The organism is Arthrobacter sp. TMT4-20, assembly GCF_054510775.1.
Genome location: NZ_JBTNDW010000013.1, coordinates 1 through 24,449, shown reverse-complemented (window position 1 = coordinate 24,449; position 24,449 = coordinate 1). Strand labels below are relative to the sequence as shown.

Sequence of the window (24,449 nt, the reverse complement as noted above, 5' to 3'; positions counted from 1 at the left end):
TCCTTCACTTGCCGTGATAGGACGTTTCTGCTGGGCGCCGGTGGTTCACTGATCCAACGCCTGCTCGGTGCCCGCGGGTTCCAGTTTCCCCAAAGCGGTACCCAATCGTTGCCGAAGCTGCTGTGACTCCTCGGAGAACCCACGCTGCAGGCGGGCATATTCGGCGCGGCCCTCAGGCGTTTCAATGCGGATCGGCGGGTAGCCCCACGCGCTGAGGTCATAGGGTGAAGCCTGCATATCCATTGCGCGGATCCGCCAGGCAAGCTCAAAACAGTCCATCACCAGATCGCTCGGCAGTAAGGGGCTGAGCTTGTAGGCCCACTTGTAGAGGTCCATGTTGGCGTGCAGGCAACCCGGCTGTTCAAGGTCGCGTTGTGTTTCCCTGGTGGGCTGCAGCGTGTTCAGCGGCGCAGCCTGCGGCGTATAGAAGCGGAACGCGTCAAAGTGGGTGCAGCTGATCCGGCTGTCCTCCACCAACTGATCGGTTCCTTCAGCCCCGAGCCGAAGTTCAAGATACTCATGCCGCACGCCGTTGACCTGGGACCGGTACGCCATGGCCCACTCATGCAACCCGAAACAGCCGAGTTGCGCGCGCCGGGCCTGCGTGCGGCGAACAATGATGGCTGCGAAATCCAGTGCTTCTGCCCGGTCCTGCCGAAAGCCGTCGACGTCCGCGGTGACGGCCACGTCCTCGCCGGCCAGTGCCAGCACCGAGCGCTCTGCTCCGGTGAGCAGCCGATAGTTTTTCCAGCTGGCCCGCTCGGCGGCCTCGGGACCTACGAGCACGACGCCGGCGCCCGGGTGCCACCGCGCCAGTGGGCCTGGTTTCTGGGTGTAGTAGGTGAACAGGAAATCCTCGACCGGATGCTTCTTCCCAGCCGCGCGACGGTTCAGGTAGGGCTGCGCGAACGGCTCCACCCTCGCCCGATGAGTTTGGGCAGCGGCAATCCACTCGTCCCGCTGGAGCACCGTGAGGGTGCCCGGGCGGGTCGGCGTCGGCGCATGGATTGTTGAGCTGCTCACCCAACAAGTGTCTCACCGGGTCCGGACTCCGGTCGAAGCGTGGGGCCTCTCAGCGCAGGAGGATAATGAGAGAAGACACTCGGTCAAGCAGGACCCGCGGAAGGAACAGCATGGCTAGCAAGCCCAGTTTTGTGCACCGGTTCATGAAGGCGACCGGACGTGCGCGTGCCGTGTTCGGGCCGGCGCAAAGCAGTTCCCTGGACCACCCGATGACCAGTGAGAGTCAGGCGACGCTGAAGGAGCGCGAAGCAGACGCATCACAGTGGGAGACCGTGAAGCGGCCCGACGGCAGCACCTACATCGTGCCGAAAAGTTAGGGCTACGCGGCGCCTGTCAGGCGGTGAGCGCCGCGGCCCACCAGGGCCGCTGGGCGGACTGGCCTTCCGGAGACCGCCACCAACAGATCGAGGGGATCCCCTTCGACGTCGTCACCCACCCCCCACGATGTTCCGGTCCCGCGATCAATCAGCCGCAGCCCAGCGGCCCGCTCACGACCGCCCCCGTAGGAGACACGGGTTTGTAGCTGGTAGGCGAGGGCCTGAATCACCGCTCGGTGTGGGTAGCTCCCCGTAAGACCCAGGGGGCGGCGAATATCTTCGCCATGCACGATTGCCTCGACCAATCGGGTTGCGGGGTTGGCCGGAGGCGTCCGAGTCAGATGCGCCGTGTCCATGAACGCGGCGAGCGTATCCCGCGGGTCATCCCGCCGGGTGCGAGCCATCCCGACCTCGTTCGCGCGGTCAAAATTCATTCGCGCCGCTAGCAGGTCGCGGATAAAGGAGACCCTGCTGGTCCGGGCGGTGTCCACCAGGTGGGCGAGGACATCGTGGATTGTCCAGCCCGGGCAGAGCGATGGAACTGTCCACTGTGATTGGCTCAGATCGGACAAATCTGCGGCCAGATGCCGTCGTTCGGCGTGCACCGTTTGCCAGATTGCTGCTGCCGAGTTTCGCATCGCGGGTTCCTTAGGGTCGGTCCGGTGGGCTGTGTCTCGATTGTGCTGGACACGGCTCAGGAACGGAAGGAAAGCCCCGGGAATGCGGGCGCCTTTTCGGTGCTTTGGCGGTAAAATTGGCCAACGGCGTATCGCGAGGAAAGAAGGCGGTTCGAATGAGCGAGTCCAGCAGGAATTCCCCTCGAAAATGGCTGAAGAACCCGGCCAAAGTGTTCCTGGGTCCGGCCGAGCGGGGCGATCCCACCCTCCCGGTGGTTCACCGGCATGACGAGTTCGAGCAGGCCTCCGAGGCGGACCTCGCCGGATTCGAGGTGGAGGAAGATTCGGAGGGCCACCACTACGCTGTGCGCAAGGAGCACCCGCTGGCCCCGCCACCCGAGCCTGAGATGAAGTATGCCGACTGGTCAGGCAAGAAACCCCTTCACACCGAGGATTAGCGGCCGGTACCTGCATGAACCGTAGCGACCGTTTCGCCGTCCAGATCAAACGCCGCGTGCACAGCGCGGACGGCGCGGTCCAGCAGGTCCGCGTCCGTCACCACCGAAATGCGGATCTCGGAGGTGGAAATCATGTCGATGTTCACTCCGGCGTCGGAAAGCGCCTTGAAGAACCGGTAGGACACGCCCGGGTTTGACCTCATGCCTGCGCCGATCAGCGATAGCTTGCCGATCTTTTCGTTGTAGTCGACGCTTTCATAGCCCACATGCTCCTGGGCGCTTTTCAGCGCGGCAAGCGCCTCAGAGCCCTCGACAATCGGCAGGGTGAAGGAAATGTCTGTGCGGCCCGAACCGTGGGTGGAGACGTTCTGCACAATCATGTCGATGTTGGAGTGCGCCCCCGCGACGATGCCAAAGATTTCGGCGGCCTTGCCGGGAATGTCCGGAACGCCCACCACCGTGACCTTCGCCTCCGAACGGTCGTGGGCGACGCCCGAGATAATGGGTTGTTCCATGGGATCTCCCTCTTGAATTTTGATTTGGTCGTCGGGGCTGGGTAGCACCCAGGTCCCTTCCTGCTCGCTGAACGAGGAGCGGACGTGCAGCCGGACCCCGAACCGGCGCGCGTACTCGACGCTCCGCAGGTGCAGGATTTTCGCGCCCGAGGCCGCCATCTCCAGCATTTCCTCACTCGAAATCTCGTCGATCTTCCGGGCACTGGGCACCACCCGGGGATCAGCCGTATAGATGCCGTCCACGTCGGTGTAAATTTCGCACACGTCAGCATTCAGCGCAGCGGCGAGCGCCACCGCCGTCGTATCCGACCCGCCACGACCGAGGGTGGTGATGTCATTGCTTTCCCGGCTCATCCCCTGAAACCCGGCGACAATCGCGACGTCGCCGCGGTCAATCGCGGTTTTGATTCGATGCGGGGACACCGAGATGATGCGGGCACGGCCGTGGATGGCGTCAGTGATCATGCCAGCCTGGCTGCCGGTGAATGACTGAGCCGAGGAGCCGAGACCCTGGATGCCCATTGCCAGGAGCGCCATTGAGATGCGTTCACCAGCGCTCAGGAGCATATCCATCTCGCGGGGGGCGGCGACGACGTCGTTCGAGACCTGCGCGGCGAGGTCCAGGAGCTCATCGGTGCTGTCGCCCATCGCCGATACCACCACTACCACCTGGTGCCCGGCGCGCTGCGTCTGAACGATCCGCTGCGCGACACGTTTGATCCCGGCCGCGTCCCCCACTGAGGAACCACCGAATTTTTGGACGATCAGGCTCATGCGCACGCTCGCTGACGAATGTTGGTAGGTGTTGCCGCGGGACGACTACGGCGCCTCGGTTGACGGACCAAGTTTAGCCCGGCAACTTTTGTCGCAGCCAATTGCGCGTCCGATTGTTCCGTCTATATCCCCAAGAGGTGATGCAAGTCGCATAGGGTTCACCTTATGAACAACGAGTATGGGGGAATCGTTGCCAGAGGGATTGCGCGGAGTTTCGGCTCCGTTGCGGCTATCAGGCACATCGACTTTGCGGCGCCGCCCGGCGAGGTGACAGCGCTGATTGGGCCTAACGGCTCGGGCAAGACCACTTTGTTACTGATCCTTGCCTCGCTTCTCGCGCCCGACAGTGGGACGCTCACTGTTGGCGGGGCGGACCCGATGCAGGACGCCGCAGCGGTGCGACGCCAGGTTGGGTGGATGCCTGACACCCTGGGGGTGTGGGAATCGTTGACCGCTACCGAGATCCTCACTGTCATGGGCTCGCTCTATGGAATGCCGGTTGGGAAACGCCGGTCACGGGCTGCGGAGCTGCTCACCACCGTGCGCCTTGAGGAATTCGCGGACCAGCCAGCACGGGTGCTGTCGCGGGGACAGCAACAGCGATTGAGCCTGGCACGGGCGCTGATCCACGACCCGGCGGTTCTCCTCCTCGACGAGCCGGCATCGGGGTTGGATCCGGGGTCCCGGGTGGAACTTCGCGCCACGCTGCGGTCTCTGGCGGACCAGGGGAAGACCGTTGTGGTGTCGAGCCACGTGCTGTCTGAGCTCGACGAAATTGCGGACCGGGCGGTGTTCATCAATCGTGGCGAGTCGGTCAAGAACCAGACGCTTGATGAGGCAGGCACCCAGATCCGCCGCTACTACATTCAGGCGGAACCCATGCAGCCGCTGGCGGCTGCCCTCGCCAGCCATGGCGTCGAGTTCGAAGTGCGTGGCGATTCCCGCCGCGCCGAATACCAGGTGCTGGTCAGCGGTACAGACGAGGCGGCGTGGCTGCTACGCACCCTGGTCATGGCCGACGTCGCAATCACCGCTTTCGCCCCGGCGGGCGGAGCCCTCGAAGAAACCTACATGAGCCTCGATACGGACAGACAATGAGCGTTTCAATCGCAGAGCAGCCGGGCTCGACCGGCGCATCCTCTGATCTAGCCCTGTCCTATTGGGGTGGCGTCAAAGCCGTGTTCGGCCTCGAAATGCGGCAGCGGCTCCGTGCCCGGGCCTGGTACATCATGCTCCTCGTATGGTTCGTTGTCATCGGCCTGGTGTTCTTGCTGGCGTCGGTGACCGCTGCTGCAACGTTCGGATCGGGGGCCATCCTCTTCGACCTGGTGGTGGGGTTCGTCCTCTTTTTCGGGCTTCTGGTAGCGCCGGGACTCTCAGCCAATGCCGTCAACGGAGATCGAGCGGCCGGGACGCTCGCCATCCTGCAGATCACCCTGCTCACCCCTGGGCAAATCCTTTGGGGTAAATGGCTCGCCTCCTGGGTTGCCTCGCTTGCCTTCCTTCTGATCAGTACCCCGTTCATTTTCTGGGCGCTCGCTCTCGGCGGAGTGAACCTGGCGGAGGCTTTCGTCTCGCTGCTGATGCTCAGCGTGGAACTGGGTATCGTGTCAGCGATCGGGATCGGCATTTCGGCGCTGGCCAACCGGCCGCTCTTCTCCATCGTCACCACCTATATGGTGGTGGCTCTGCTGGGGATCGGCACCCTGATTGCTTTCGGCCTGAGCTATGCGCTGATCGAGGAGGAGAACGCGCAGGTGACCTACTCGTACCTGGACTATCAGGCGGACACTGATTTTTCGGTAACGCCGCCACCGGAAGACCAGCTGGAATGCGTCACCCAGACCCAGATCCAGACCGTTCACCACACCGAACGGACGGCCTGGTTACTTGCAGCCAACCCCTTTGTCATTGTGGCGGATTCGGTGCCCTACGGTCGCGGGTTCGACGCCGGCCAGATGTCGGAGCCGGTCGATGCAGAAGTCTACCGGCAGCCCGGCATTATGGAGAGCATCAGCGAAGGTGTCCGGTTCCTGCAGGCCGGACCAGACTACGACATCACCTGTGATGAGGTCCGGGGCTACGGGCGGGACCTCCCCGAAGACCGGTTCCCAATCTGGCCCCTCGGGCTGGTGCTGCAGTCGGCGCTCGCCGGCGGGCTGCTATGGCTCGGGCAGCGAAAGCTGGTGACCCCGGCCCGGCGGCTCGCGCAGGGGACCCGGATCGCCTGATCCCAGCCGGGGGACAGGCTAGGAAACGGTGCGGCGTCCTTCGAAGGCGCGGCCGAGGGTCACTTCGTCGGCATATTCGAGGTCGCCACCGACCGGCAGTCCTGAGGCCAGGCGTGTCACCTTGATCCCGATGGTCTTGAGCATCCGGGCCAGGTAAGTGGCGGTCGCTTCCCCTTCGAGGTTCGGGTCGGTGGCGATGATGATCTCTTCGATCTTGTCGTCGGAGAGTCTACTGAGGAGCTCACGGATCCGGAGCTGGTCCGGGCCGATACCAGCGATCGGGTTGATGGCGCCGCCGAGCACATGGTAGCGCCCCCTGAACGATCGGGTCCGTTCGACGGCGATGACGTCCTTTGACTCTTCCACCACACAAATCGCTGTCGGGTCGCGGCGCGGATCGCGGCAGATCCCGCAGGTTTCCTGCTCAGCCACATTGCCGCACACCGTGCAGAATTTGACCCGTTCCTTCACCGTGACGATGGCATTGACCAGGCGCTTGATGTCCTCGCCGTCGCCCTCCAGGATGTAGAAGGCCAGCCGCTGGGCCGACTTGGGTCCAACTCCCGGAAGCCTGCCCAGTTCGTCGATGAGCTCCTGGACTGCGCCTTCGTACACTGGACCTTCTTCTGGTTGCTATTTCACTGGAACGGAACGCTAGGGGCTGTCGACGCCGCGTTCCTCAATCAGTTTGCCGTTCAGGATGCGTTCGATGGCTGAGCGTCCAACCAGCCCGGACTCTTCGATGGTTTCATCGTCGGCGCTCGGCTCGTCCTCAACGTAGGTCAAGTCTACGGCGCCTTTGCGGGGATTGGCCGCTTCCTCTTCCAGCCGCTTCCGCTCCGCTTCGTCAAGGAGCCGCTGATACCTGCTGAGCGGTTTGGCTGGCTGGCCGGCGACCGCCGGTGGGGGCTGGTCAACCGCAGGAGCCCGCGGGGGCTGTTGCTGCGATGTGCCCACCGGGTCTGTCGTCGGCCGTTCCTGGGCTTTTTCCCGAACCGGCGCGTCGGGCTGCGCCGGTGTTGAGTTCTGACCTGGGGCGGTCTGCGGCGGACGGCGGGTGGACAGGGTCTGCCCAGAGTCGTCGGGGGCTGCGGGTTGGGCTGTTTGCCAGGCATTGCTTTCCGGGCCCAGATCATATTCGTCGGAGGGCGGCTCCACGGAGGCCCACGAGTCGTCCGGTTCCGAAGTTGCCACCCTGCTTCGCTGGGGGCGGCTGGGTGTGGCGGCGGGTGTAACGGGGGACTGCGGGGCGGGACCGCTCTGGCCTGCGCTGGTGCTGGGGCCGGTATTCCAGCGGGACGGCGTGGCCCCGACCGACGGTTCCGCGGCCCGGGAGGGGGCCGCAGGTGGCGGCGAGCTGGGCGGCGCAGAGGATGGTGACGGCGCCGAAGCTGCCGAAGCTCCCGAAGCTGCCGCCGTGGCGGGAGCGGACGGGGCGGACGCCGAGGGCGTAGCGGGTGCCGCACCGGGCGTTACGGACGCCGCCGGTTCCGCGGGTGTAGCTGCGGATGGTGGTGCTGCCGGGGTTGCAGGCTGGTGAGGTCCGGCTGGCGCCTCAGGTGAGGGCGCCGTCGTCGGGAGCGACTGGCTCGGCTGAAGTGATTTGGGCGTCGAGCTGCTGGGAGGCTCTGTCGGCGCCTGCCGACTAGTGGGTACTTTTGGGTTTGGCTCACCCGCTGCCGCTGCTCCGTCGTGGAGTACTTCGATGGTGACGTTCAGGGCCAGGATTTTGTGGATCGCCTGTTTCACGTTGTCCATGTGAGTGCCGCGCTGGAAGGCGATGGCGTTTCCCTGGGTCGCGAAGGCGAGGACCAGTTGGTTCCCGTTCATGCTCCGCGGCTTGGCATCCGGATTGACGTTGAGCCACGTGGTGCGTTTGATGCGGGCTAGTTCATCCATGATCTCGGGCCACGCACGCCGGATCATTTCCACCTGCGGTGCCCCGGAGGAGGAAGAAGCCGATGCTGGGTCCTGCCGCGCAGGCTCGGGCGCGGCAGGGGATGCGGCCGGCGCCGACGACGACGGGCCCGCAGCCGGACCTGAAGCATTCTGCCCTGCAGCTGAACCTGCAGCAGCTGAACCTGCGGTGTTCGGAGCTGATGTGGCCGGGCCTGGTGTGGCCGGCCCTGATGCGGTCGGCGCTGGGCTGCTCGGGGCTACGCCAGCCGGGGTGACTGACGGTGTCGTTGGCTTCTCTGCGGGAGCAGTCTCCTCGGGCCACGCCGCAGTACTGGCCGTCTTCCCATCCGGGTCGGAGCCCGCCGAGGGGGCAACGCCCTGGGAGCGGCCTGCCGGGATCGCGGGAGCGTGGTCCTGGGCGGTGGCAGCAGGGGCTGTCGGTTGGCTGGGCGCGGCATCGGACCCGGCGTCGGACCCGGCGTACTGCAGGCGGCGTTCGATCCGGTCAACGCGGGCCAGGGTTCCCCGCTCGGTCTCATCGGCGGCGGGCAGCAGGATCCGCGCGCAGAGCAGCTCAAGGTGAAGACGCGGTGACGTGGCACCGGTCATCTCGGTCAGAGCCGTGTTGGTGATGTCCGCGGCGCGGGAGAGTTCGCCGCGGCCCAGCTGGTTGGCTTGCGTGCGCATCCGGTTCAGCTGGTCGTCGGGGGTGCCCCGGAGGATCGCCGCCGCACTGTCGGGAACCGCGTTCACGATAATCAAGTCGCGGAACCGCTCCAGTAGGTCCTCAACGAACCTGCGTGGGTCATGGCCAGTCTGGATCACCCGGTCGACGGCGCTGAACACCGTGCCAGCGTCGCCCGCGGCGAAGGCGTCGACGACGTCGTCAAGCAGGGACGCATGCGTGTAACCGAGGAGGGACACGGCAAGCTCATAGTCGAGACCGTCCGGACCGGCGCCGGCCATGAGCTGGTCGAGTACGGACAGGGAATCGCGCACGGACCCGCCGCCGGCCCGGATCACGAGGGACAGCACCCCTGGGGCCACGGGGATGCCTTCCTGCTGGCAGAGCAGATCAAGGTAGGCCATCAGCGGCTCGGGCGGCACCAACCGGAACGGGTAGTGGTGGGTGCGGGACCGGATGGTACCGATCACTTTGTCAGGTTCGGTGGTGGCAAAGATGAACTTGATGTGTTCCGGGGGTTCTTCGACGATCTTCAGGAGGGCGTTGAAGCCCGCCGACGTGACCATATGGGCCTCATCGATGATGAAGATCTTGTACCGGTCGCGGACCGGTGCGAAGGTGGCGCGCTCCCGGAGATCACGGGCGTCGTCGACGCCGCCGTGGCTCGCAGCGTCAATTTCAATCACGTCAAGGCTGCCGGAGCCGCCGCGGGCGAGCTCAACACAGCTATCGCAGACCCCGCAGGGGACCGGGGTGGGGCCCTGGGCACAGTTCAGGCAGCGCGCCAGGATGCGTGCCGATGTTGTTTTTCCACAACCGCGCGGACCGGAGAACAGGTAGGCGTGGTTGACCCGGCCCTTCTCAATGGCAGCCATGAGGGGCTCGGTGACGTGCTCCTGGCCAATGACGTCCGCGAAGGCTTCGGGACGGTATCGGCGGTAAAGGGCTGTGCTCACAAAAGAACCCTATCGGTTGGTGGTGACGTATTGCGGTGGCGGAATCAGGACAGCTCGCCGGGCTCAACAATCCAGGCTTCACGCGGCACTCCTGCCGGGTGAAACGCCTCGAGCGCTCCTGCCAGCGTACCCGCCGGGAGCCCCGCCGACCGAAGAATCAGGTCCCTCACCGAGCTGGCGGTCCAGCCCTTATCGGCGAGCGATTCGAGGGTGACGGCGCCGTCACGCTTGGCGAGGCGCTGCCCTTCCCGGTTCAACGCGAGTGGGACATGCGCGTACTGGGGCGGGGCGATCCCCAGCAGGCTGGCCAGATAAGCCTGCCGGGGGGCGGAGCTGAGCAGGTCATCGCCGCGGACCACCTGGTCGATTCCCTGCGCGGCGTCGTCGACCACCACCGCAAGGTTGTACGCGGGAACACCGTCACTGCGGACAATGACCAGGTCATCCACCGGTCCGGTGTAGCTGCCGTGCAACTCATCCTGGACCGTCCAGTCGGTCACCTCGGATCGCAGCCGCAGAGCAGGGGGTCGGCCATGCTGGCGGTTACGAGCCGACGCCGGCAGGGTCCGGCAGGTGCCCGGGTAGGACCCGGGTAGCGAATGGGGGGCGGTGGCGGCCTCGGCAATGTCACGGCGGGTGCAGTAGCACTCGTAAAGCAGGCCAGCTTTCCGCAGGGACTCGACAGCGGCCTGGTAGAGGGGGAGTCGGTCACTCTGACGGACCGGTGCCGCGTCCCAATCGAGCCCGACGGCGGTGAGCTCGGCGAGCTGCGCGGCCTCGGCTCCGGCGCGGGCCCGGTCCAGGTCTTCGATCCGTAGCAGGAAGGTCCGGGAGGTGCTGCGTGCAAACAGCCAGGCGAAGATCGCGGTGCGGAGGTTCCCCAGATGTAGCTCGCCGGAGGGGCTGGGGGCGAAGCGGCCAGCGCCGGGGCTGTTCATCGGTGCTCCTGCAGCATCAGGGGATGAGAAGACCCCCCATGCACCTGCCAGAGCCCGCTTACCCTTGCTACCTTCCGGTCCTGGGGGAGTTCACAGGGTGACACCACATGAGGGGCCGGAAAAGAGTCTACAGGAATCTCGGGGCCGGATTCGAACCGGCAGAATCGTCGGTCGCCGTGCCGCGGGGCGGGCCGAACGCTGGCTGATTGTCCGCTGAACCGGGTGTGATCCCAGAGCTGCCAGACAAGGTCACACGGCGGCGATTCGTTAGATCGTTCCCTAGTGGGTATTCTGGTATCTGCTCCAAACTAGGAGGATTCGCCTAGCGGCCTATGGCGCACGCCTGGAACGCGTGTTGGGTTAACGCCCTCGGGGGTTCAAATCCCCCATCCTCCGCACATTGGAAAGCGGCTCAGACAAGGCATTACGCCTGTCAGGGCCGCTTTTCCTTTTCCGTGCATCGGATCCCGGTCCCGCGACACTTCCCGCGGGACCGGCTCAAACGACCACCCACCAGCCCGTTTCGCTGAGGATGAGCGGTCAGGCGCAGCGAAATCCCGTCCCGGCGGGAAGCTGTGACGTTGGCGGGACCTCACATCCCGGGCTGGGGCGGATTCGCTTCAGCGTCAGTGCCCCGCAGCCGGGCGAGCCGGCGGAGCGCGGCCGCCTCGCTCGGGCCCTCGGGGCCGAGGCCGAGACGGACGATGAACATGACCAGGCGCGTCGCGGTGCGCACCGGCAGCGGAATGGGCCCCAGCGACGGAACACGGAGCCCTAACAGGTCCCGGTGGCGGGGTTCGAGGGTGGCCACGGCCCCTGCGAACAACACCCGGTAGCCGAATCGCTGTGACATCGGCAGCGGCGGACGTTTGATGTACCGGAGCGCTTCGGTGACTTGAGGGCCGCACACCAGTTCGTCGTCGAACGCTGCCAGTTGCGCTGCCAATTCAGCCGCCGACTCCGGCGGATCGGTGACCCCCATGAGTCGCCCGGCCTGTGCCCACTCAGCCACATAGTTGTCGGCACCGCCGGGAATCGGCGGCCCATACGCCAGATGCGACGCCAGAAAAGCGTCAGTGAAGGCCAGATGTACCCAGCGCAGCAGATCGGGGGAACCCGCCGAGTAGGGCTGGGTGACACCCCTACTGTCGATGTAGGTACCAGTGACCCGCTGATGGAGCCGCTGCACCCAGGCCGAACCGGCCTTCGCCGTTTCGGCTGAGCCGTAGGTGACGGTGAAAATCCACTGGATGGTGCCGGCGAGGCGGCCGAGTGGGTCCTCGCGGTACCGGGAGAAGTCGTGGACGCCCGCCATCGCACCCGGGTGCAGGGCCTGCAGCAGCAGCGCCCGGATCCCGCCGACCAGGGGGGTCATTGACCCGTGCACCGCCCAGGCCGCTGACGACGGCGGGAAGTAGCCGACGTCGTCGCCCTCGTCCAGCTTCTCCGCCCAGGCTGGTGGGACCTCCGCGTTGCCGGTGAAGGTCTTGCGGAGCTGGGTTCGCCAGGCGGTTAGCCCGGTGATTCTAAGTGAGGCCACTCCTTCATTATTGCCTAGGCCCATCCGCTGGCTGTTACCGTACGAATGCTAAGCAGTCGCCTACCGGGAGTATCCATGTCACCAACGAATCTGCATTCCATCCCTCTGACCATGAACGATGGCACCGAGAGGTCGTTCGGCGATTTCAAGGGCAAGACGGTGATGGTGGTGAATGTTGCGTCGAAATGCGGCTATACCCCGCAGTACGGGGGGCTGGAAAACCTGTACCAGAAGTATCGGGACCAGGGATTTGTGGTGGTCGGAGTGCCCTGCAACCAGTTCATGAGCCAGGAGCCCGGCACCGACGAGGACATCCAGTCCTTCTGCTCCACCACCTACGACGTCACGTTCCCGCTGACCAAGAAGGCCGACGTGCGCGGAAAGAATCAGCACCCGCTGTACTCGGAGCTGACCAAGTTCAAGAACGGAATCCTGCCCGGCATGGTGAAGTGGAACTTCGAGAAGTTCCTGGTGAATGATCAGGGCTCGGTGGTGGCGCGATTCGCTCCGACGGTTGAGCCAGAGTCGGCAGAGGTTGTCGCGGCGATCGAGGGTGCCCTCGATAAGGCAGCCTAACTGCGTGCCGGTTCCTCGCTGGCGGTCTGCAACGATCGCACGCAGCGGGCCAGGAAGGCGGCTCCGGCGTCGTCGTTGGTCAGGTGATCCTCGGTGAGCACGGGGTACGGAGTCTCAGGGACCCCATCGGCGGGCCGGACGTCAACATGGGCGACGTCGTACCCGTGTTCGTGGAGGTAATCGGCCATCGCGTAGTCGGTCCGTGAATCCCCGACCGTCCGCCAGCGGGACGGAATCTGGCCGAGCAGGGCCAGGGCCCGTTCGGCGCCGAGGTCCTTGCCGAGACGGACCGATTCAATGTCGGTGGAGATGATGGTCGGGTCGATCCGGTAGTCAATGTTGTCATCGCTGTCCGGTGCATGGTGGGCCAACCGGCAAACCCCCATCCCGAAGGACCGCATCAGGGCCAGCGCGTCGGCGTCGAACCCGGCCTGCTCAGCCAGGTAGTCGGTGTTGTCCACCTCAATGTGCTGTTCCACCGACACCATCGCGTATTTGGTCTCATCGAAAAACATGTGCCCAAAGTACTTTTCCGCCACCAGATCGCGGATCCCTGCCCCGAACTCCTTCGGCAGCGCCAGAGCCTGGTCGACATGCAGTTCGCCCGCCCCCGACCGGTCGAAGCTGAACCACACGCCCCCCTTCTCGCAGATGGCGTGGAACACCACACCCTCGGGGATCCCCGCCGCCAGCATCGGCTCCATCACCTCGCTGCGGATGAACGAATCAGACCGCCCCGTGTTGAAGATGACCGGCCACCCGGCGGCGGCGAGGGTCATCAGGTCCTTGATGATCGCCGGCCGTACGGTCCGGGACACGGGACTCGCGATTGGTCCGTCGACATCCAGTAACAGTCCGGTCAGCGGGTGAGTGATCGTAGCAGGCATACACCTATTCTCCATGTTTTCTACAAGGTGCCGAAGTGAAAATTGAGCGGTGACAGTTAATACCCGAAGAAGTCACTGTTAAGAGCGGATAGACCGATGACCACACTGTTAGGGGAAGTATCGCAATCAATTGGCGACGCAGGGATAGTCAGTGAGGTAGGTTGCACGGCCGATGAGAGCCCGGGCCTGACTCGCCGTGTCTTTGGTGTGCTGGTCGGGGTCACGGTGGCTGGCACAGCGGCAGCGGGCGGCCTGCTGGCAGCCGGTACCTCTGCCAATCCGCCGGGAGTCAAGACCTCCTTCGGCAGCGTTCGACTGACCGAGGCGGAGCGGCAGTTGAGGTTTCTGCCGGCGACCGGTTCAGGCGACAACGGCGCACTAAAGCTGTCCAATACCGCCCACGCCAGCCACGGTGCGGTTGGCAACACGGTTCAACCAACCAACAGCACCTGGGGGGAACATTTGGCCCTCCGATTAGAGGTCCGCAACGACTTCGACCGGCCAGTTCTCTTTGCCCCAGGCCAACTGCGGCTGCAGATCGGGGTGGATGGACCCACCGTGACGAACCGAGACGCGGAAGCTGTTACTGGCCCGCTACCAGCCGGATCGACAACATCCCTGTGGATCAATTTCCTGGTGCCCTCAGATGAGACGAGTCTCTCCGCTGAGTTCACCGACCCTTGGGGCGGCGGGGCCCCGCTGACCCTCGAACTGCCGTCCGTGCTCCATCGGCCTGGTTCGCTGGCGGTGGATCATGACTGACATCGAGGAAACCGCGAAAACCAGCGTCGGGAACGTGGCGAAACCGACTGAGCTTGAGGCGACTGCCGGTCAGCTGGGCCGCTGGGACTTCCTTCGATATGGAGCCGCCGCAAGCGTGGGAGCAGCGGCGCTGCTTTACGGGCAGGCTTCCAAGCCAGCGCAGGCTCGTGTAATTGCATCGACCCGGCCTCTCGCGGTCAATCCACTTCCAGGGGTGTTAGATCTGTACATCAACGATGGCTACCTGAAAATGGTCGATGCCTCACTGGTGTATCACCGGGGATTTGGAGATCGTCCTACTGACGTCAACGACGCCAAGCCTAGCCTGACTATTGTTCCGAAGGTGTTCACAGCCGATGGGCGGCTAGTGGAGAGCCGAAGTTACCCTTTGGACGCCGTTCTTCCACCGGAAGGGACTCCGCTCCCTTACGGCCCGGATCCGGCTAACCCGGGGCAGTACTTCATCCGCCGCAACTACTGGGCGAGCTATTTTCCACAACGAACTATCATCGCCGAAGTGGGAAGCAGAATTCGCCTTCGGGTGCACAACCGGCTGTCCAAACCTCATGAGTTTACTCTGCATGGGGCAGGCCCCAATCACGGCAACGTCAGTACCGGGGCCATTGATCCGGCAGGCAGCGCACTGCTCGAAGTCGACGCACCGGCTCCCGGGGCGTATATATACGCTGACCCGACCAATCAGCCAGTGGAACGGGTTCTGGGTCTCTTCGGGGTCCTGCTGGTTATCCATCCGGACCATCAGTGGGCCATCGGGGAGGACCTCGCATCTTTCGAACGGCAATGGCTATGGATCTGCCACGATGTTGATTCCGTGTGGGCTGAGATCGAGGCCTCCGGGGGGACTGTGGATCCTTTGCAGACCAAAGCCGTACCGCGCTACTTCACGCTCAACGGACGCAGCGGCTATGAATCGCTCGGCATCACCACTAATGACGCACTGAACCTGGAGAGGGAGGAGGAAACCCTGATCTCAGGGTATCCACGCCAACTGGATGTGCGGCAGTTTGGGGAAGGCACCGAGGCGGGGACCCTTCGCGGTGGACAACTAGTGCGAATGGTCAATCCGGGAATTGTGTTCCATCAGATGCATTTTCATGGTAATCACCTGTGGACTGTGGGAAGGAATAACTACAACTGGCCGCGTGATAGGGGACTGGTGGATCAGGAGGGCCATGTTGTGATTCAGCAATGGGAGGACGTCGTTGAGCTGGAACCGATGGATCGTAAGGATTGCATTCTCCCCATCAAGCGGCCCCCGGATGCCGTGAACGCGGTCTGGGCTGCGCGGACAACAGATTGGGAATACCCGATGCACTGCCACGCCGAACCGTCGCAGACGGCCGCTGGAGGTATGTACCCCGGAGGGCTGGTTGCCCACTGGACGCTGAAGGCACCAATTATAGGAACAGGACCATGACCAACGTTCAAGTACCCAGTAGACGCGATGATCGCCGCACCTCGACGTTTAAACGCCAGGCAGAGCGGGAGGAGGAGCTTGCCAAACGCCAGCGGGAGGCGGAGAAGAAGGCCCGGGAAGCTGTTGAGAAGAAGCGTAAGGAGGCGTTGAAGAAGGCTCGGGAGGCTGCTGAGAAGAAGCGTAAGGAGGCGGAGAAGAAGGCCCGGGAGGCTGCTGAGAAGAAGCGTAAGGAGGCGGAGAAGAAGGCTCGGGAGGCTGCTCGTAGGAAGCCGACCCCTAGTCCGAGTGCAACAGCAACAGCAACTCCTTCGGCTACAGCCAGCGCACCTGCTACGCCTGTTCCCACTCCCACAGTTACTGCATCGCCTACTCCCGCACCTACACCTGTCCCCCCTGTCAACGATGACGAGACGCCGAGACACCGCTTCCGCAGTCAGGTGGACTTCAGTTCAGACCAGATGGATGTGGATAACCCCGTCACAGAATTTCTACAAACCCCGCAAACAGAAGTGGTTTTGAAATTCTTTTCCCGGGATCTTGAATTTGATGACGGAAATATATTCTTGATCTGGAGTTTCGAATCGGAAAATTCCGGGCGAAGCCTACCGGGACCGACGCTGCGGCCCAAAGAGGGCGAGATATTCCACGCAACCTTTACTCCGAGTAAAGGAGCTCACACTATCCATTGGCACGGCATGGAGCCGGACCCACGCAACGACGGCGTAGGTCACACCTCCTTCGAGATTGGAGATACCTACACCTACCAGTGGCAGGCCGAACTGGGGAGGCCCGGGGACCCCAACTATGGGGCGGCGGGAACCTACTTTTATCACTGCCACGTAAACACGGTTTTGCACGCCCAGATGGGAATGTTCGGTGCCCTGGTGATTGACCCAACGATGCATCCCGACTATCCGGTGAGCCCAGGAGCCCGCAGAGCCTTCGTGGACGGACCCGAGTACGACATCGCGACGGAATGCATCCTCGTTCCATATTCGGTGGATGCCCGCTGGCATGAGATGGACCATGCTGCCGGACTGTCCGGCGAGGACGTCGGTTTGAATCGATTTGAGCCCAAGCACTTCTATCTGCTGGGAGGTAATCTGGCGGACCCGGGTGACACTGATGACCGCGTCTGGAGCCTCTCGACCATCCAGGCCAACGTGATTCCGGGGGGACGAAAGCCCACCCTCCTGCGGATTCTGAACGCCAACTATCTGCCCAATCGGATGTACTTCACTGATGCGGAGGGGAACCCAGCGCAGATTGCCGAGATCATTGCCCATGACGGGCGGCCCTTCAGGGACACCTCTGTGCCAGGGGTACCTTCTCCCCCCTGCTCGGCAGCGGGTTATCCGCTGCTCACCAGCGTGCTGTGTTTCGGGGCAGCCGAACGTTACGACGTCATGCTGCTGCCTCCCACTCCCGGCCGGTACGAACTGCGCGTGGAATGGGAGGATTGGATTACCGGCGAAATCCTTGCGAAGCGCACTGTGCCAATCATCGCTACCTGACGGCTGAACGTAACCTTTCGGCCACTAAGGACCGTTAGGTGCGGCTCATGTTCCATTGCCCGATGATGTTCTCTAGTCTGTATTGGTGATCTTCAAAGCCGTAAGCGCAGGACGCCCCTACCCTGACCATGGTTATGTGACCCCCAAGGATTGGGCGGGTGTGGCACCCCGACAGGTACGGCTGGACGAACTGGTGACCACCAAAACCACCCTCGACCTCGAGGCGCTCCTCGCCGAGGATTCAACATTCTTCGGTGACCTGTTCCCGCACGTGGTTCAGTGGAACGAGACGCTTTATCTGGAAGACGGGCTGCACCGTGCCGTCCGCACGGCCCTGCATCAACGAACCATTCTGCACGCGCGCGTGCTGGTGATCAATGACTGACCAGCCCCCGCACCGGCACGAGACCAAAAAGTCCAAGAAAAACCCCATTGAATGGCACGGCCACCGGATCGTTACTGAAAACGACCTGGACAGCGTCTTCGCAGACACGGGGGAGGTGGAGCGCCCGCACATTTACATGCGCCGGCTCCGCCACGGGGTGGTTCTGGTCGTACTGGTTGCTCTCCTCGCCGCGGCGGTTTTCGTTGCGATAGGAATCAACCGTGGAGACATCCGCATCGCTGCGCTGGAACCGGACCTGGAGCCGACGTACACCTGCCCGGCGGGACCGTTCGAGGTGCAGTCCCCTTCGGCCGTCACCGTGAACCTGTACAACAGCACAACCATTTCCGGTCTGGCCGGTTCGGTCGGTGAGGGCCTGGCGGAGCGAGCATTCGTCTTGGGTGAGATCGGCAACCGCAAGGTGAACCGGGTCGGCATGACCGCCATCGTGGTTGCCGGGCCAGAGGGCTACGCGAATGCCTTCACCGTGCAGCGCCAGATTCCGGGAACCATCTTCGTGGAGGATGAGCGCACTGACGCGACCGTCGACGTCGTCGTCGGCTCAGGGTACGAGGGTCTCATCGCTGAAGCCGAGCTGGATGAAACTCCGGCCGGATTGGTGTGCACCGACCCGACGACGGCGTCTGCCGAGGCCGAGTCCACGACGGGTGCACCGGAATCGACCCCGGCTGCCCCCTAGCTGCAGGTTAGTTGCAGCCCTCCGGCCCGCAGGCTTCGCCGTCGGCGGAGGCCGTGGCGGATCCGGCGGGATTCACGAGGGTCAGCGGGTTCGCTTCCTGCCACGCGGTGGTGAGCGCCTCGGCGAACAGATCGGCGGGCTGGGCTCCGGAAATGCCGTACTTCCGGTCGATGACGAAGAACGGTACCCCGCTGATCCCGAGCGTGCGTGCCTCGGCAATATCGTGGCGGACGTCGTCGGCGAACCGGTCTGTGCCGAGGGTGGCCCGCACGTCGTGCTCCGTGAGGCCGATCTCCTTGCCGAGCTCCACCAGGAAGTCCGTGTCCGAGGTGTCTTTGCCCTGTTCAAAGTGGGCGGACAGGATGGCCTCCTTGGCGGCGTCGCCGAGCCCCTGGGATTTGGCCAGGTGCAGGAACCGGTGGGCGGTGAAACTGTTGCCCACCACAACGTCCTCGAACCTGAAGTTCAGTCCCTCGCCGGCGGCCGAGGCGGACAGGCTGTCCCACATCTCGCGGATCCGGTCTTCGGAGATACCCTTGCGTTCAGCGAGGTACTGCTGTTCGGTGCCGTCATAGTGATCCGGGAGATCCGGGTCCAACTGGAAGCTCTTCCAGGTCACGGTGACCTGATCGCGGTGTTCGAAGCCGGCGAGGGCGGTCTCAAACCGGCGCTTGCCGACGAAACACCAGGGGCACTTGACGTCTGACCAAATTTCAATCTGCATACATCGCACAACGCGGAGTTGGCTCCGGGGTATTCCCGCTACACCCCACCGCAGCCGCGCCGCACCCTCACCGCACCCCGCGGTGGAGGAGCGGCGGGGTGCGGTGAGGATCGGTCTAGACCGTCGCCAGCTCGCGGTTCTCGTGCAGGTAGCGGGCGTAGGCAGGGACGGTGAGGAACGTGGGGAATTCCTCACCAAGGGCAACCTCCTCGAAGATTGCCAGGGCGTCGTCGAAACGGTCGCCGTCAAAACGCTCCATCGCCGCGAACTCCTCCTCCAGCAGCTCGGCGACCCACCCGTGGGTGATGGCCTCGCCGTCGTCGGTGACGGCGCCCGAGTAGATCCACTGCCAGATCTGAGACCGCGAAATCTCGGCCGTTGCAGCGTCCTCCATCAGGGAGTTGATCGCCGCAGCCCCGTTGCCACGCAACCACGACTCGATGTACCTCACGCCCACCTCAAGGTTCTCGCGGATCCCGGCCTCGGTGATGACCCCGGGGGTGCCTGCGATGTTGAGCAGTGCCTTGTCGTCGGGGAGGACGTCGTCGCGCAGCTTGGTCAGCTGGTTGGGCCGCTCGCCGAGGATGGCGTCGAACACCTCCATCGCCACCGGAACCAGGTCCGGGTGGGCTACCCAGGAACCGTCGAAACCGTCGTTCGCTTCCCGGGTCTTGTCTGCCCTCACCTTTTCCAGTGCGACGGCGTTCGCTGCTTCGTCTCGCCGGTTCGGGATGTTGGCCGACATGCCGCCAATCGCGTGGGCGCCCCGGCGGTGGCAGATTCGCACCAGCTGCTCCGTGTAGGAACGCATGAAAGGCGCGGTCATGGTCACCATGGACCGGTCGGGGAGGACAAAGCGGGGTCCGCGGGTCCTGAAGTTCTTGATCACCGAGAAGATGTAGTCCCACCTGCCAGCGTTCAAACCGGCGGCGTGTTCGCGCAGTTCGTACAGAATTTCCTCCATTTCGAACGCGGCGGTGATCGTTTCTATCAGCACCGTGGCGCGGATAGTGCCCTGGGGCAGCCCCAACAGTTGCTGGGCCTGGACGAAAATGTCATTCCAGAGCCGTGCCTCGAGATGGTTCTCGATCTTCGGCAGGTAGAAGTAAGGGCCCCGGCCCTGGGCGATGAGCGTCCGGGCGTTGTGGAAGAAATGCAATCCAAAGTCGACCAGGCCGCCGGCGATCGGGGTGTTGTTGATCAGCAGGTGCTTCTCGGGCAGGTGCCAGCCGCGGGGGCGCACCACGATGGTCGGCCGATCCTCACCCAACCGGTATTCCTTCCCCTCCGGAGAGGTGAAGCTAATGCGGTCCGCCAGCGCGTCGCGCAGGTTGAGCTGCCCGTTGATGACATTGGACCAGCTGGGAGTGGAGGAGTCCTCCATGTCCGCAAGCCACACCTTGGCGCCTGAGTTGAGGGCGTTGATGGTCATTTTCCGGTCGACGGGTCCGGTGATCTCCACCCGGCGGTCCTCCAGGCCCGGGGCGACCGGCGCAACCCGCCAGCCGTCGTCGTCGCGAATGTGTTTGGTCTCGGGGAGGAAACGCGGATCGGTGCCGTTGGAGATCCTGGCGCGGGACTGTTGCCGCAGGTGCAGGAGTTCCTGCCGGCGGCTGGCCGTCGACTGGTGCAGTTTCCGGAGAAAGTCGAGGGCTTCCGGGGTGAGGATTTCGTCCTGGCGGCGCACGGCCGGCGCCGTCAGGGTAACGCCGTTGAGAGTGATCAGGTTGTTCATGGTGTGCCTCCTGGGAAAATGTGGGTGCCCCGCCCCCAGCCCCGGCCATCTTAGGTGGGGGCCGGGGTGGGGCGTGGGACGGAGTAGGGATGGGGTGTGGAGCGGGGCGTACAGCGGGGGTTAGTGGAACTGCTGCGCCTCGGTGGATCCGGCCAGGGCGAAGGTGCTGCCCGTGGGGTTGAGGGCGGTGGCAACCTGGTCGAAGTAGCCGGTTCCCACCTCACGCTGGTGCTTGGTGGCGGTGTAGCCCCGGGACTCGGCAGCGAATTCGCGCTCCTGGAGTTCGACGTACGCGCTCATGCCGTCGCGGGCGTAGCCCTCGGCCAGGTCGAACATCGAGTAGTTGAGCGCGTGGAACCCTGCCAGGGTGATGAACTGGAAGGTGAACCCCATCGCGCCGAGCTCCCGCTGGAACTTGGCGATCGTTGCGTCGTCGAGGTGCTTTTTCCAGTTGAACGACGGCGAGCAGTTGTACGCCAGCATCTGGTCCGGGTGCTCCGACTTGATGCCCTCAGCAAACTTGCGCGCCAGGTCAAGGTCGGGGGTTCCGGTTTCCATCCACAGCAGATCCGCATACGGCGCGTAGGCCCGTCCCCGGGCAATGCACGCCTCGAGGCCGTTGCGCACCTTGTAGAAGCCCTCGGAGGTGCGCTCGCCGGTGATGAACGGCTGATCCCGTTCGTCGACGTCGGAAGTGATGAGGGTCGCGGCCTCGGCGTCGGTGCGAGCAATTACTACTGACGGCGTCCCAGCGACGTCGGCGGCGAGCCGGGCGGCGTTGAGGGTGCGGACGTGCTGCTGGGTCGGGATAAGTACCTTACCGCCGAGGTGCCCGCACTTCTTCTCCGAAGCGAGCTGGTCCTCCCAATGAACGCCAGCAGCGCCGGCCTGGATCATCGATTTCATCAGCTCGTAAGCGTTGAGTGGACCGCCGAAGCCTGCCTCGGCGTCGGCGATGATGGGAACCAAATAGTCCTCCACCGTCTGGACCCCTTCGGCGAAGTCGATCTGGTCCGCACGCAGCAGTGCGTTGTTGATGCGGCGCACCACGGTGGGCACCGAGTTGGCGGGGTACAGTGACTGGTCCGGATAGGTGTGCCCGGAGTTATTGGCGTCGGCGGCGACCTGCCAGCCGGACAGGTAAATTGCTTTCAGGCCCGCCTTGACCTGCTGCACCGCCTGATTACCGGTCAGCGCGCCAAGCGAGTGGGTGTACTCACCGGTGCGGGCCTGTTCGGTCAGCTGCGTCCACAGCTTCTCGGCGCCGCGCCGGGCGAGGGTGTGCTCCTCCTGGACCCGGCCGCGAAGGCGGACGACGTCGGACGCCGAGTAGTCGCGCGTGACGTTATCCCAGCGGGAATTGGCCGACCACTCGAGTTCCAGCTCCCGCTCGGCCGATCCTTCGGCGCTCTGGCCTGTCGATGCTGTGTGGGCCTGTGGGGTGGTCTGGTCCTGTGTCATTGCATTCTCCTTTGAATTCCCTGAGCCGTTGATTCGAGTGCGTGAAGTGTTCGTTGGCTTCGTAAAACCAACCTTTCTCTCATTTCAACCCCTTGCCTAGCCGAAACTGCTGGCAAAAAACGCACTTCTTCGCGTAACCTCAATAAATGACCAACATGCCGATCAAACCAGCCACCTGGAACCGACCAGAATCCGGTGGAGCCGCTGAGGCGGGCGCCGGCGCGCCGGACGACCTCGACGCGATCAGCCTGGGCCGACGGATCCGACATCTCCGGAAAGCGAAGGGGATGACGCTCGATGACCTGGGCGCCGTCGTCGGCACCGTCGCGTCGCAGCTGTCGCTGATCGAAAACGGCAAACGTGAACCAAAGCTGGGGATGCTGCAGGGCCTCGCGTCGGCCCTCGGGGTAGGCATCGACCAGCTGTTGGGCGCGGAACCTCCCACCCGGAGGGCAGCACTGGAGATCGAGCTGGAGCGGGCGCAGCGCGGCCCGCTGTACGGGGCGCTCGGGCTGCCGAAGGTGCGGATTTCCTCACGGCTGCCGATGGAGGTTCTCGAATCGCTGGTGGGCCTTCAGGGCGAGTTGGAGCGCCGGCTCAATGAGCAGGTGGCCACCCCGGAGGAGGCCCGTCGGGCCAACGCCGAGCTGCGGCGCGAGATGCGCAAACAGAACAACTACTTCCCCGAACTCGAGGCCGAGGCGCAACGGGTGCTGGATTCGGTGGGGCACACCGCTGGGCCGATGTCCCAGCACCTGATTGCCGACATCGCCGCCCATCTGGGGTTCACCCTCCATCACGTGGGCGACCTGCCGCATTCAACTCGTTCTGTCACCGATTTGAAGAACCGCAGAATTTACCTGACCCAGTCCCAGCGCACTGACCACGATCCGCGCTCGGTGCTGCTGCAGGCGCTCGGGCATTACGTGCTGGACCACCAGACGCCTGAAAATTATCGGGAGTTCCTCAGGCAGCGAGTGGCCACCAACTACTTTGCCGCGGCACTTTTGCTGCCGGAGAAGCCTGCGGTGGAGTTCCTGCAGCGCTCGAAAGCGGCGAAGGAGATTGCCGTGGAGGACATCCGGGACGCGTTTGCCGTGTCCTATGAGACTGCGGCGCACAGGTTCACCAACCTCGCCACCGAGCACCTGGGCATCCCCACCCATTTTCAGAAGACCCATGAGAGCGGGATCATCTACAAAGCCTATGAGAACGACGGCGTCACCTTTCCCCAGGACCACACGGGTGCCATTGAAGGCCAGCCCTCCTGTAAACGCTGGACTTCACGGGTGGTGTTTGAGGTGGCTGACAAATTCCGCGCCTACAACCAGTACACGGATACACCCAGCGGCACCTACTGGTGCACGGCCCGGACCGAACGGTCAGCGAGCGGGGAGTTCTCGTTGAGCATCGGGGTGCCGTATGCGCATGTGAAGTGGTTCAGGGGCAGGGACACCACCATGAGGGAGAAGTCCTTTTGCCCGGATGAGGCGTGCTGCCGGCGTCCGCCGTCGTCGCTGGCTGAAAATTGGGCAGGTCACGCCTGGCCGAGCGCCCGGGCGCACTCACATCTGCTGGCCGCAATGCCGCCCGGCGCGTTCCCCGGGGTAGATGAGACCGAGGTGTACAGCTTTCTTGAGGCCCACTCGGGTTGATCTTTCACAATCTCAAACCACCGATCAGGAGAAGAACATGGACCTATCCACCGCGGACCTCTACGACCAGTTCGGAGACACCGTTCAATCAGTTTCAATCCAGTTCCAGGATCTGGGAGAGGAGCAGGCTTTCAGCGGACCGATACGCACCGTGAAGTGCTATCACGACAACGTGGTGCTGAAGTCGGTCCTTTCCACGCCTGGTGCGGGCGCGGTCCTCGTCGTCGACGGCGGTGGCTCACTTGAGCGGGCGCTGATGGGAGACATGATTGCGGAGATCGCGGTGAAGAACGGGTGGAACGGCGTCATCATCAACGGTGCAATCCGTGACCGCGCGGTGCTCGCTGGGCTGCCCCTCGGCGTGAAGGCACTCGGCAGCAATCCCCGCAAGAGCGTCAAGAACGGCGTCGGCGAGATTGACGTGCCGGTGGCGATTGGAGGGGTCATCTTCACCCCCGGAGGGACCGTGTATGCCGATACCGATGGGATTCTCGTGGCGGGCCCAGCAATGTAGCCACTCGACAATGTAGCCACTCGACACAGTAGCTTCTGGGCAAAAAAGTGGTGGCCGGACACTGTTTGGGGGGGAGCACCTTCTTTTTTTTTTTTTGTTTTTTTTCCTTGTTTTTTGGTGTTTCTCGCTTTTTTTTTCTTGTTCC

23 protein-coding genes, 1 tRNA gene and 1 other RNA gene are annotated in these 24,449 nt (G+C 63.8%); 13 read left to right on the top strand and 12 right to left on the bottom strand.

Annotated features, from left to right (window positions below; translation table 11 throughout):
* Positions 1-45 precede the first annotated feature (45 nt).
* Positions 46-1,023 (bottom strand): 3-methyladenine DNA glycosylase, encoded by a 978-nt coding sequence (locus ACX80Z_RS12830; RefSeq protein ID WP_459316130.1) that lies wholly within the window; start codon positions 1,021-1,023, stop codon positions 46-48.
* 110 nt (positions 1,024-1,133) lie between these two features.
* On the opposite strand from ACX80Z_RS12830, the gene ACX80Z_RS12825 reads away from it, so the two are divergent.
* The gene (locus ACX80Z_RS12825; protein WP_459316129.1) at positions 1,134-1,340 is read left to right on the top strand and encodes a hypothetical protein; all 207 of its coding nucleotides are present in this window, start codon (positions 1,134-1,136) and stop codon (positions 1,338-1,340) included.
* A 2-nt stretch (positions 1,341-1,342) separates the two neighbouring features.
* Here ACX80Z_RS12825 and ACX80Z_RS12820 read toward each other — a convergent pair whose 3' ends face one another.
* The gene (locus tag ACX80Z_RS12820) at positions 1,343-1,978 is read right to left on the bottom strand and encodes a maleylpyruvate isomerase family mycothiol-dependent enzyme (RefSeq protein WP_459316128.1); all 636 of its coding nucleotides are present in this window, start codon (positions 1,976-1,978) and stop codon (positions 1,343-1,345) included.
* Between the two features lie 155 nt (positions 1,979-2,133).
* Here ACX80Z_RS12820 and ACX80Z_RS12815 point away from each other — a divergent pair, with 155 nt between their 5' ends.
* Positions 2,134-2,415, top strand: coding sequence for a hypothetical protein (locus ACX80Z_RS12815; protein ID WP_459316127.1), 282 nt, complete (start codon positions 2,134-2,136; stop codon positions 2,413-2,415).
* Here ACX80Z_RS12815 and ACX80Z_RS12810 read toward each other — a convergent pair.
* Positions 2,412-3,704, bottom strand: coding sequence for an aspartate kinase (locus tag ACX80Z_RS12810; protein WP_459316126.1), 1,293 nt, complete (start codon positions 3,702-3,704; stop codon positions 2,412-2,414). The two genes, ACX80Z_RS12815 and ACX80Z_RS12810, sit on opposite strands and share 4 nt — an antisense overlap.
* 165 nt (positions 3,705-3,869) lie before the next feature.
* Between ACX80Z_RS12810 and ACX80Z_RS12805 the strand changes: the two genes are divergently transcribed.
* Both ACX80Z_RS12805 and ACX80Z_RS12800 read left to right on the top strand, forming a co-directional pair.
* Positions 3,870-4,802 (top strand): ABC transporter ATP-binding protein, encoded by a 933-nt coding sequence (locus ACX80Z_RS12805; protein ID WP_459316125.1) that lies wholly within the window; start codon positions 3,870-3,872, stop codon positions 4,800-4,802.
* A complete protein-coding gene (locus ACX80Z_RS12800; RefSeq protein ID WP_459316124.1) occupies positions 4,799-5,935 on the top strand; it encodes an ABC transporter permease in 1,137 nt (378 codons plus the stop codon). The genes ACX80Z_RS12805 and ACX80Z_RS12800 overlap by 4 nt, the downstream gene beginning before the upstream one ends.
* 18 nt (positions 5,936-5,953) lie before the next feature.
* Here ACX80Z_RS12800 and recR read toward each other — a convergent pair whose 3' ends face one another.
* The 4 genes from recR to ffs form a co-directional block, all read right to left on the bottom strand.
* Entirely contained in the window at positions 5,954-6,550 is a 597-nt protein-coding gene (gene recR / locus ACX80Z_RS12795; protein WP_019483259.1) for a recombination mediator RecR, read from the bottom strand.
* A gap of 39 nt (positions 6,551-6,589) precedes the next feature.
* A complete protein-coding gene (locus ACX80Z_RS12790) occupies positions 6,590-9,475 on the bottom strand; it encodes a DNA polymerase III subunit gamma and tau (RefSeq protein ID WP_459316123.1) in 2,886 nt (961 codons plus the stop codon).
* Positions 9,476-9,519: 44 nt separating this feature from the next.
* Positions 9,520-10,413 carry a tRNA glutamyl-Q(34) synthetase GluQRS gene (gene gluQRS / locus ACX80Z_RS12785; protein WP_459316122.1) on the bottom strand — a complete coding sequence of 298 codons (894 nt, stop codon included), beginning with the start codon at positions 10,411-10,413 and terminating at the stop codon, positions 9,520-9,522.
* A gap of 24 nt (positions 10,414-10,437) precedes the next feature.
* Positions 10,438-10,533, bottom strand: an RNA gene (gene ffs / locus ACX80Z_RS12780) — signal recognition particle sRNA small type.
* 191 nt (positions 10,534-10,724) lie between these two features.
* Here ffs and ACX80Z_RS12775 point away from each other — a divergent pair.
* Positions 10,725-10,809, top strand: a tRNA-Ser gene (locus ACX80Z_RS12775).
* Positions 10,810-11,005: 196 nt separating this feature from the next.
* On the opposite strand, the gene ACX80Z_RS12770 is transcribed toward ACX80Z_RS12775, so the two are convergent.
* Positions 11,006-11,977, bottom strand: a complete 972-nt coding sequence (locus ACX80Z_RS12770) for an oxygenase MpaB family protein (RefSeq protein ID WP_459316121.1) — start codon at positions 11,975-11,977, stop codon at positions 11,006-11,008.
* Positions 11,978-12,028: 51 nt separating this feature from the next.
* Between ACX80Z_RS12770 and ACX80Z_RS12765 the strand changes: the two genes are divergently transcribed.
* Positions 12,029-12,529, top strand: coding sequence for a glutathione peroxidase (locus ACX80Z_RS12765; RefSeq protein WP_019482289.1), 501 nt, complete (start codon positions 12,029-12,031; stop codon positions 12,527-12,529).
* Here ACX80Z_RS12765 and ACX80Z_RS12760 read toward each other — a convergent pair.
* Positions 12,526-13,416 carry a Cof-type HAD-IIB family hydrolase gene (locus tag ACX80Z_RS12760; protein ID WP_019482290.1) on the bottom strand — a complete coding sequence of 297 codons (891 nt, stop codon included), beginning with the start codon at positions 13,414-13,416 and terminating at the stop codon, positions 12,526-12,528. The genes ACX80Z_RS12765 and ACX80Z_RS12760 overlap by 4 nt on opposite strands.
* A 96-nt stretch (positions 13,417-13,512) precedes the next feature.
* Between ACX80Z_RS12760 and ACX80Z_RS12755 the strand changes: the two genes are divergently transcribed.
* The 5 genes from ACX80Z_RS12755 to ACX80Z_RS12735 all read left to right on the top strand — a co-directional run bounded on the left by ACX80Z_RS12755 (position 13,513) and on the right by ACX80Z_RS12735 (position 18,215).
* On the top strand, positions 13,513-14,178 hold the full coding sequence (locus ACX80Z_RS12755) for a hypothetical protein (RefSeq protein WP_459316120.1): 666 nt from the start codon (positions 13,513-13,515) through the stop codon (positions 14,176-14,178).
* Complete coding sequence (locus ACX80Z_RS12750; protein ID WP_459316119.1) at positions 14,171-15,616, top strand: multicopper oxidase domain-containing protein; 1,446 nt, start codon at positions 14,171-14,173, stop codon at positions 15,614-15,616. Before ACX80Z_RS12755 ends, ACX80Z_RS12750 begins: the two co-directional genes overlap by 8 nt.
* Positions 15,613-17,130, top strand: a complete 1,518-nt coding sequence (locus ACX80Z_RS12745; RefSeq protein ID WP_459316118.1) for a multicopper oxidase domain-containing protein — start codon at positions 15,613-15,615, stop codon at positions 17,128-17,130. The genes ACX80Z_RS12750 and ACX80Z_RS12745 overlap by 4 nt, the downstream gene beginning before the upstream one ends.
* 85 nt (positions 17,131-17,215) lie before the next feature.
* Positions 17,216-17,515 (top strand): type II toxin-antitoxin system VapB family antitoxin, encoded by a 300-nt coding sequence (locus ACX80Z_RS12740; protein ID WP_024476219.1) that lies wholly within the window; start codon positions 17,216-17,218, stop codon positions 17,513-17,515.
* Positions 17,508-18,215, top strand: coding sequence for a LytR C-terminal domain-containing protein (locus ACX80Z_RS12735; RefSeq protein ID WP_459303473.1), 708 nt, complete (start codon positions 17,508-17,510; stop codon positions 18,213-18,215). Before ACX80Z_RS12740 ends, ACX80Z_RS12735 begins: the two co-directional genes overlap by 8 nt.
* Positions 18,216-18,222: 7 nt before the next feature.
* On the opposite strand, the gene ACX80Z_RS12730 is transcribed toward ACX80Z_RS12735, so the two are convergent.
* From ACX80Z_RS12730 to aceA, 3 genes are all read right to left on the bottom strand, one after another.
* On the bottom strand, positions 18,223-18,939 hold the full coding sequence (locus ACX80Z_RS12730; RefSeq protein ID WP_459316117.1) for a DsbA family oxidoreductase: 717 nt from the start codon (positions 18,937-18,939) through the stop codon (positions 18,223-18,225).
* 115 nt (positions 18,940-19,054) lie between these two features.
* Positions 19,055-20,674: a malate synthase A gene (gene aceB, locus ACX80Z_RS12725; protein WP_459316116.1), complete on the bottom strand. Its 1,620-nt coding sequence runs from the start codon at positions 20,672-20,674 to the stop codon at positions 19,055-19,057.
* 120 nt (positions 20,675-20,794) lie between these two features.
* Positions 20,795-22,135, bottom strand: a complete 1,341-nt coding sequence (gene aceA, locus ACX80Z_RS12720; RefSeq protein WP_459316115.1) for an isocitrate lyase — start codon at positions 22,133-22,135, stop codon at positions 20,795-20,797.
* 146 nt (positions 22,136-22,281) lie between these two features.
* Here aceA and ACX80Z_RS12715 point away from each other — a divergent pair, with 146 nt between their 5' ends.
* Together ACX80Z_RS12715 and rraA are read left to right on the top strand one after the other, a co-directional pair.
* Positions 22,282-23,790 carry a helix-turn-helix domain-containing protein gene (locus ACX80Z_RS12715; protein ID WP_116778368.1) on the top strand — a complete coding sequence of 503 codons (1,509 nt, stop codon included), beginning with the start codon at positions 22,282-22,284 and terminating at the stop codon, positions 23,788-23,790.
* Positions 23,791-23,827: 37 nt separating this feature from the next.
* The gene (gene rraA / locus ACX80Z_RS12710) at positions 23,828-24,304 is read left to right on the top strand and encodes a ribonuclease E activity regulator RraA (RefSeq protein WP_459316114.1); all 477 of its coding nucleotides are present in this window, start codon (positions 23,828-23,830) and stop codon (positions 24,302-24,304) included.
* Positions 24,305-24,449 lie beyond the last annotated feature (145 nt).

Coding starts and splice junctions, on each gene's coding strand:
- rraA (WP_459316114.1), top strand. CDS start 23,828: ATGGACCTATCCACCGCGGACCTCTACGACCAGTTCGGAGACACCGTT.
- ACX80Z_RS12755 (WP_459316120.1), top strand. CDS start 13,513: ATGACCACACTGTTAGGGGAAGTATCGCAATCAATTGGCGACGCAGGG.
- gluQRS (WP_459316122.1), bottom strand. CDS start 10,413: ATGAACAGCCCCGGCGCTGGCCGCTTCGCCCCCAGCCCCTCCGGCGAG.
- ACX80Z_RS12805 (WP_459316125.1), top strand. CDS start 3,870: ATGAACAACGAGTATGGGGGAATCGTTGCCAGAGGGATTGCGCGGAGT.
- ACX80Z_RS12815 (WP_459316127.1), top strand. CDS start 2,134: ATGAGCGAGTCCAGCAGGAATTCCCCTCGAAAATGGCTGAAGAACCCG.
- ACX80Z_RS12765 (WP_019482289.1), top strand. CDS start 12,029: ATGTCACCAACGAATCTGCATTCCATCCCTCTGACCATGAACGATGGC.
- ACX80Z_RS12800 (WP_459316124.1), top strand. CDS start 4,799: ATGAGCGTTTCAATCGCAGAGCAGCCGGGCTCGACCGGCGCATCCTCT.
- aceA (WP_459316115.1), bottom strand. CDS start 22,135: ATGACACAGGACCAGACCACCCCACAGGCCCACACAGCATCGACAGGC.
- ACX80Z_RS12770 (WP_459316121.1), bottom strand. CDS start 11,977: ATGGGCCTAGGCAATAATGAAGGAGTGGCCTCACTTAGAATCACCGGG.
- ACX80Z_RS12745 (WP_459316118.1), top strand. CDS start 15,613: ATGACCAACGTTCAAGTACCCAGTAGACGCGATGATCGCCGCACCTCG.
- aceB (WP_459316116.1), bottom strand. CDS start 20,674: ATGAACAACCTGATCACTCTCAACGGCGTTACCCTGACGGCGCCGGCC.
- ACX80Z_RS12730 (WP_459316117.1), bottom strand. CDS start 18,939: ATGCAGATTGAAATTTGGTCAGACGTCAAGTGCCCCTGGTGTTTCGTC.
- ACX80Z_RS12715 (WP_116778368.1), top strand. CDS start 22,282: ATGACCAACATGCCGATCAAACCAGCCACCTGGAACCGACCAGAATCC.
- ACX80Z_RS12810 (WP_459316126.1), bottom strand. CDS start 3,704: ATGAGCCTGATCGTCCAAAAATTCGGTGGTTCCTCAGTGGGGGACGCG.
- ACX80Z_RS12825 (WP_459316129.1), top strand. CDS start 1,134: ATGGCTAGCAAGCCCAGTTTTGTGCACCGGTTCATGAAGGCGACCGGA.
- ACX80Z_RS12760 (WP_019482290.1), bottom strand. CDS start 13,416: ATGCCTGCTACGATCACTCACCCGCTGACCGGACTGTTACTGGATGTC.
- ACX80Z_RS12750 (WP_459316119.1), top strand. CDS start 14,171: ATGACTGACATCGAGGAAACCGCGAAAACCAGCGTCGGGAACGTGGCG.
- ACX80Z_RS12735 (WP_459303473.1), top strand. CDS start 17,508: ATGACTGACCAGCCCCCGCACCGGCACGAGACCAAAAAGTCCAAGAAA.
- ACX80Z_RS12820 (WP_459316128.1), bottom strand. CDS start 1,978: ATGCGAAACTCGGCAGCAGCAATCTGGCAAACGGTGCACGCCGAACGA.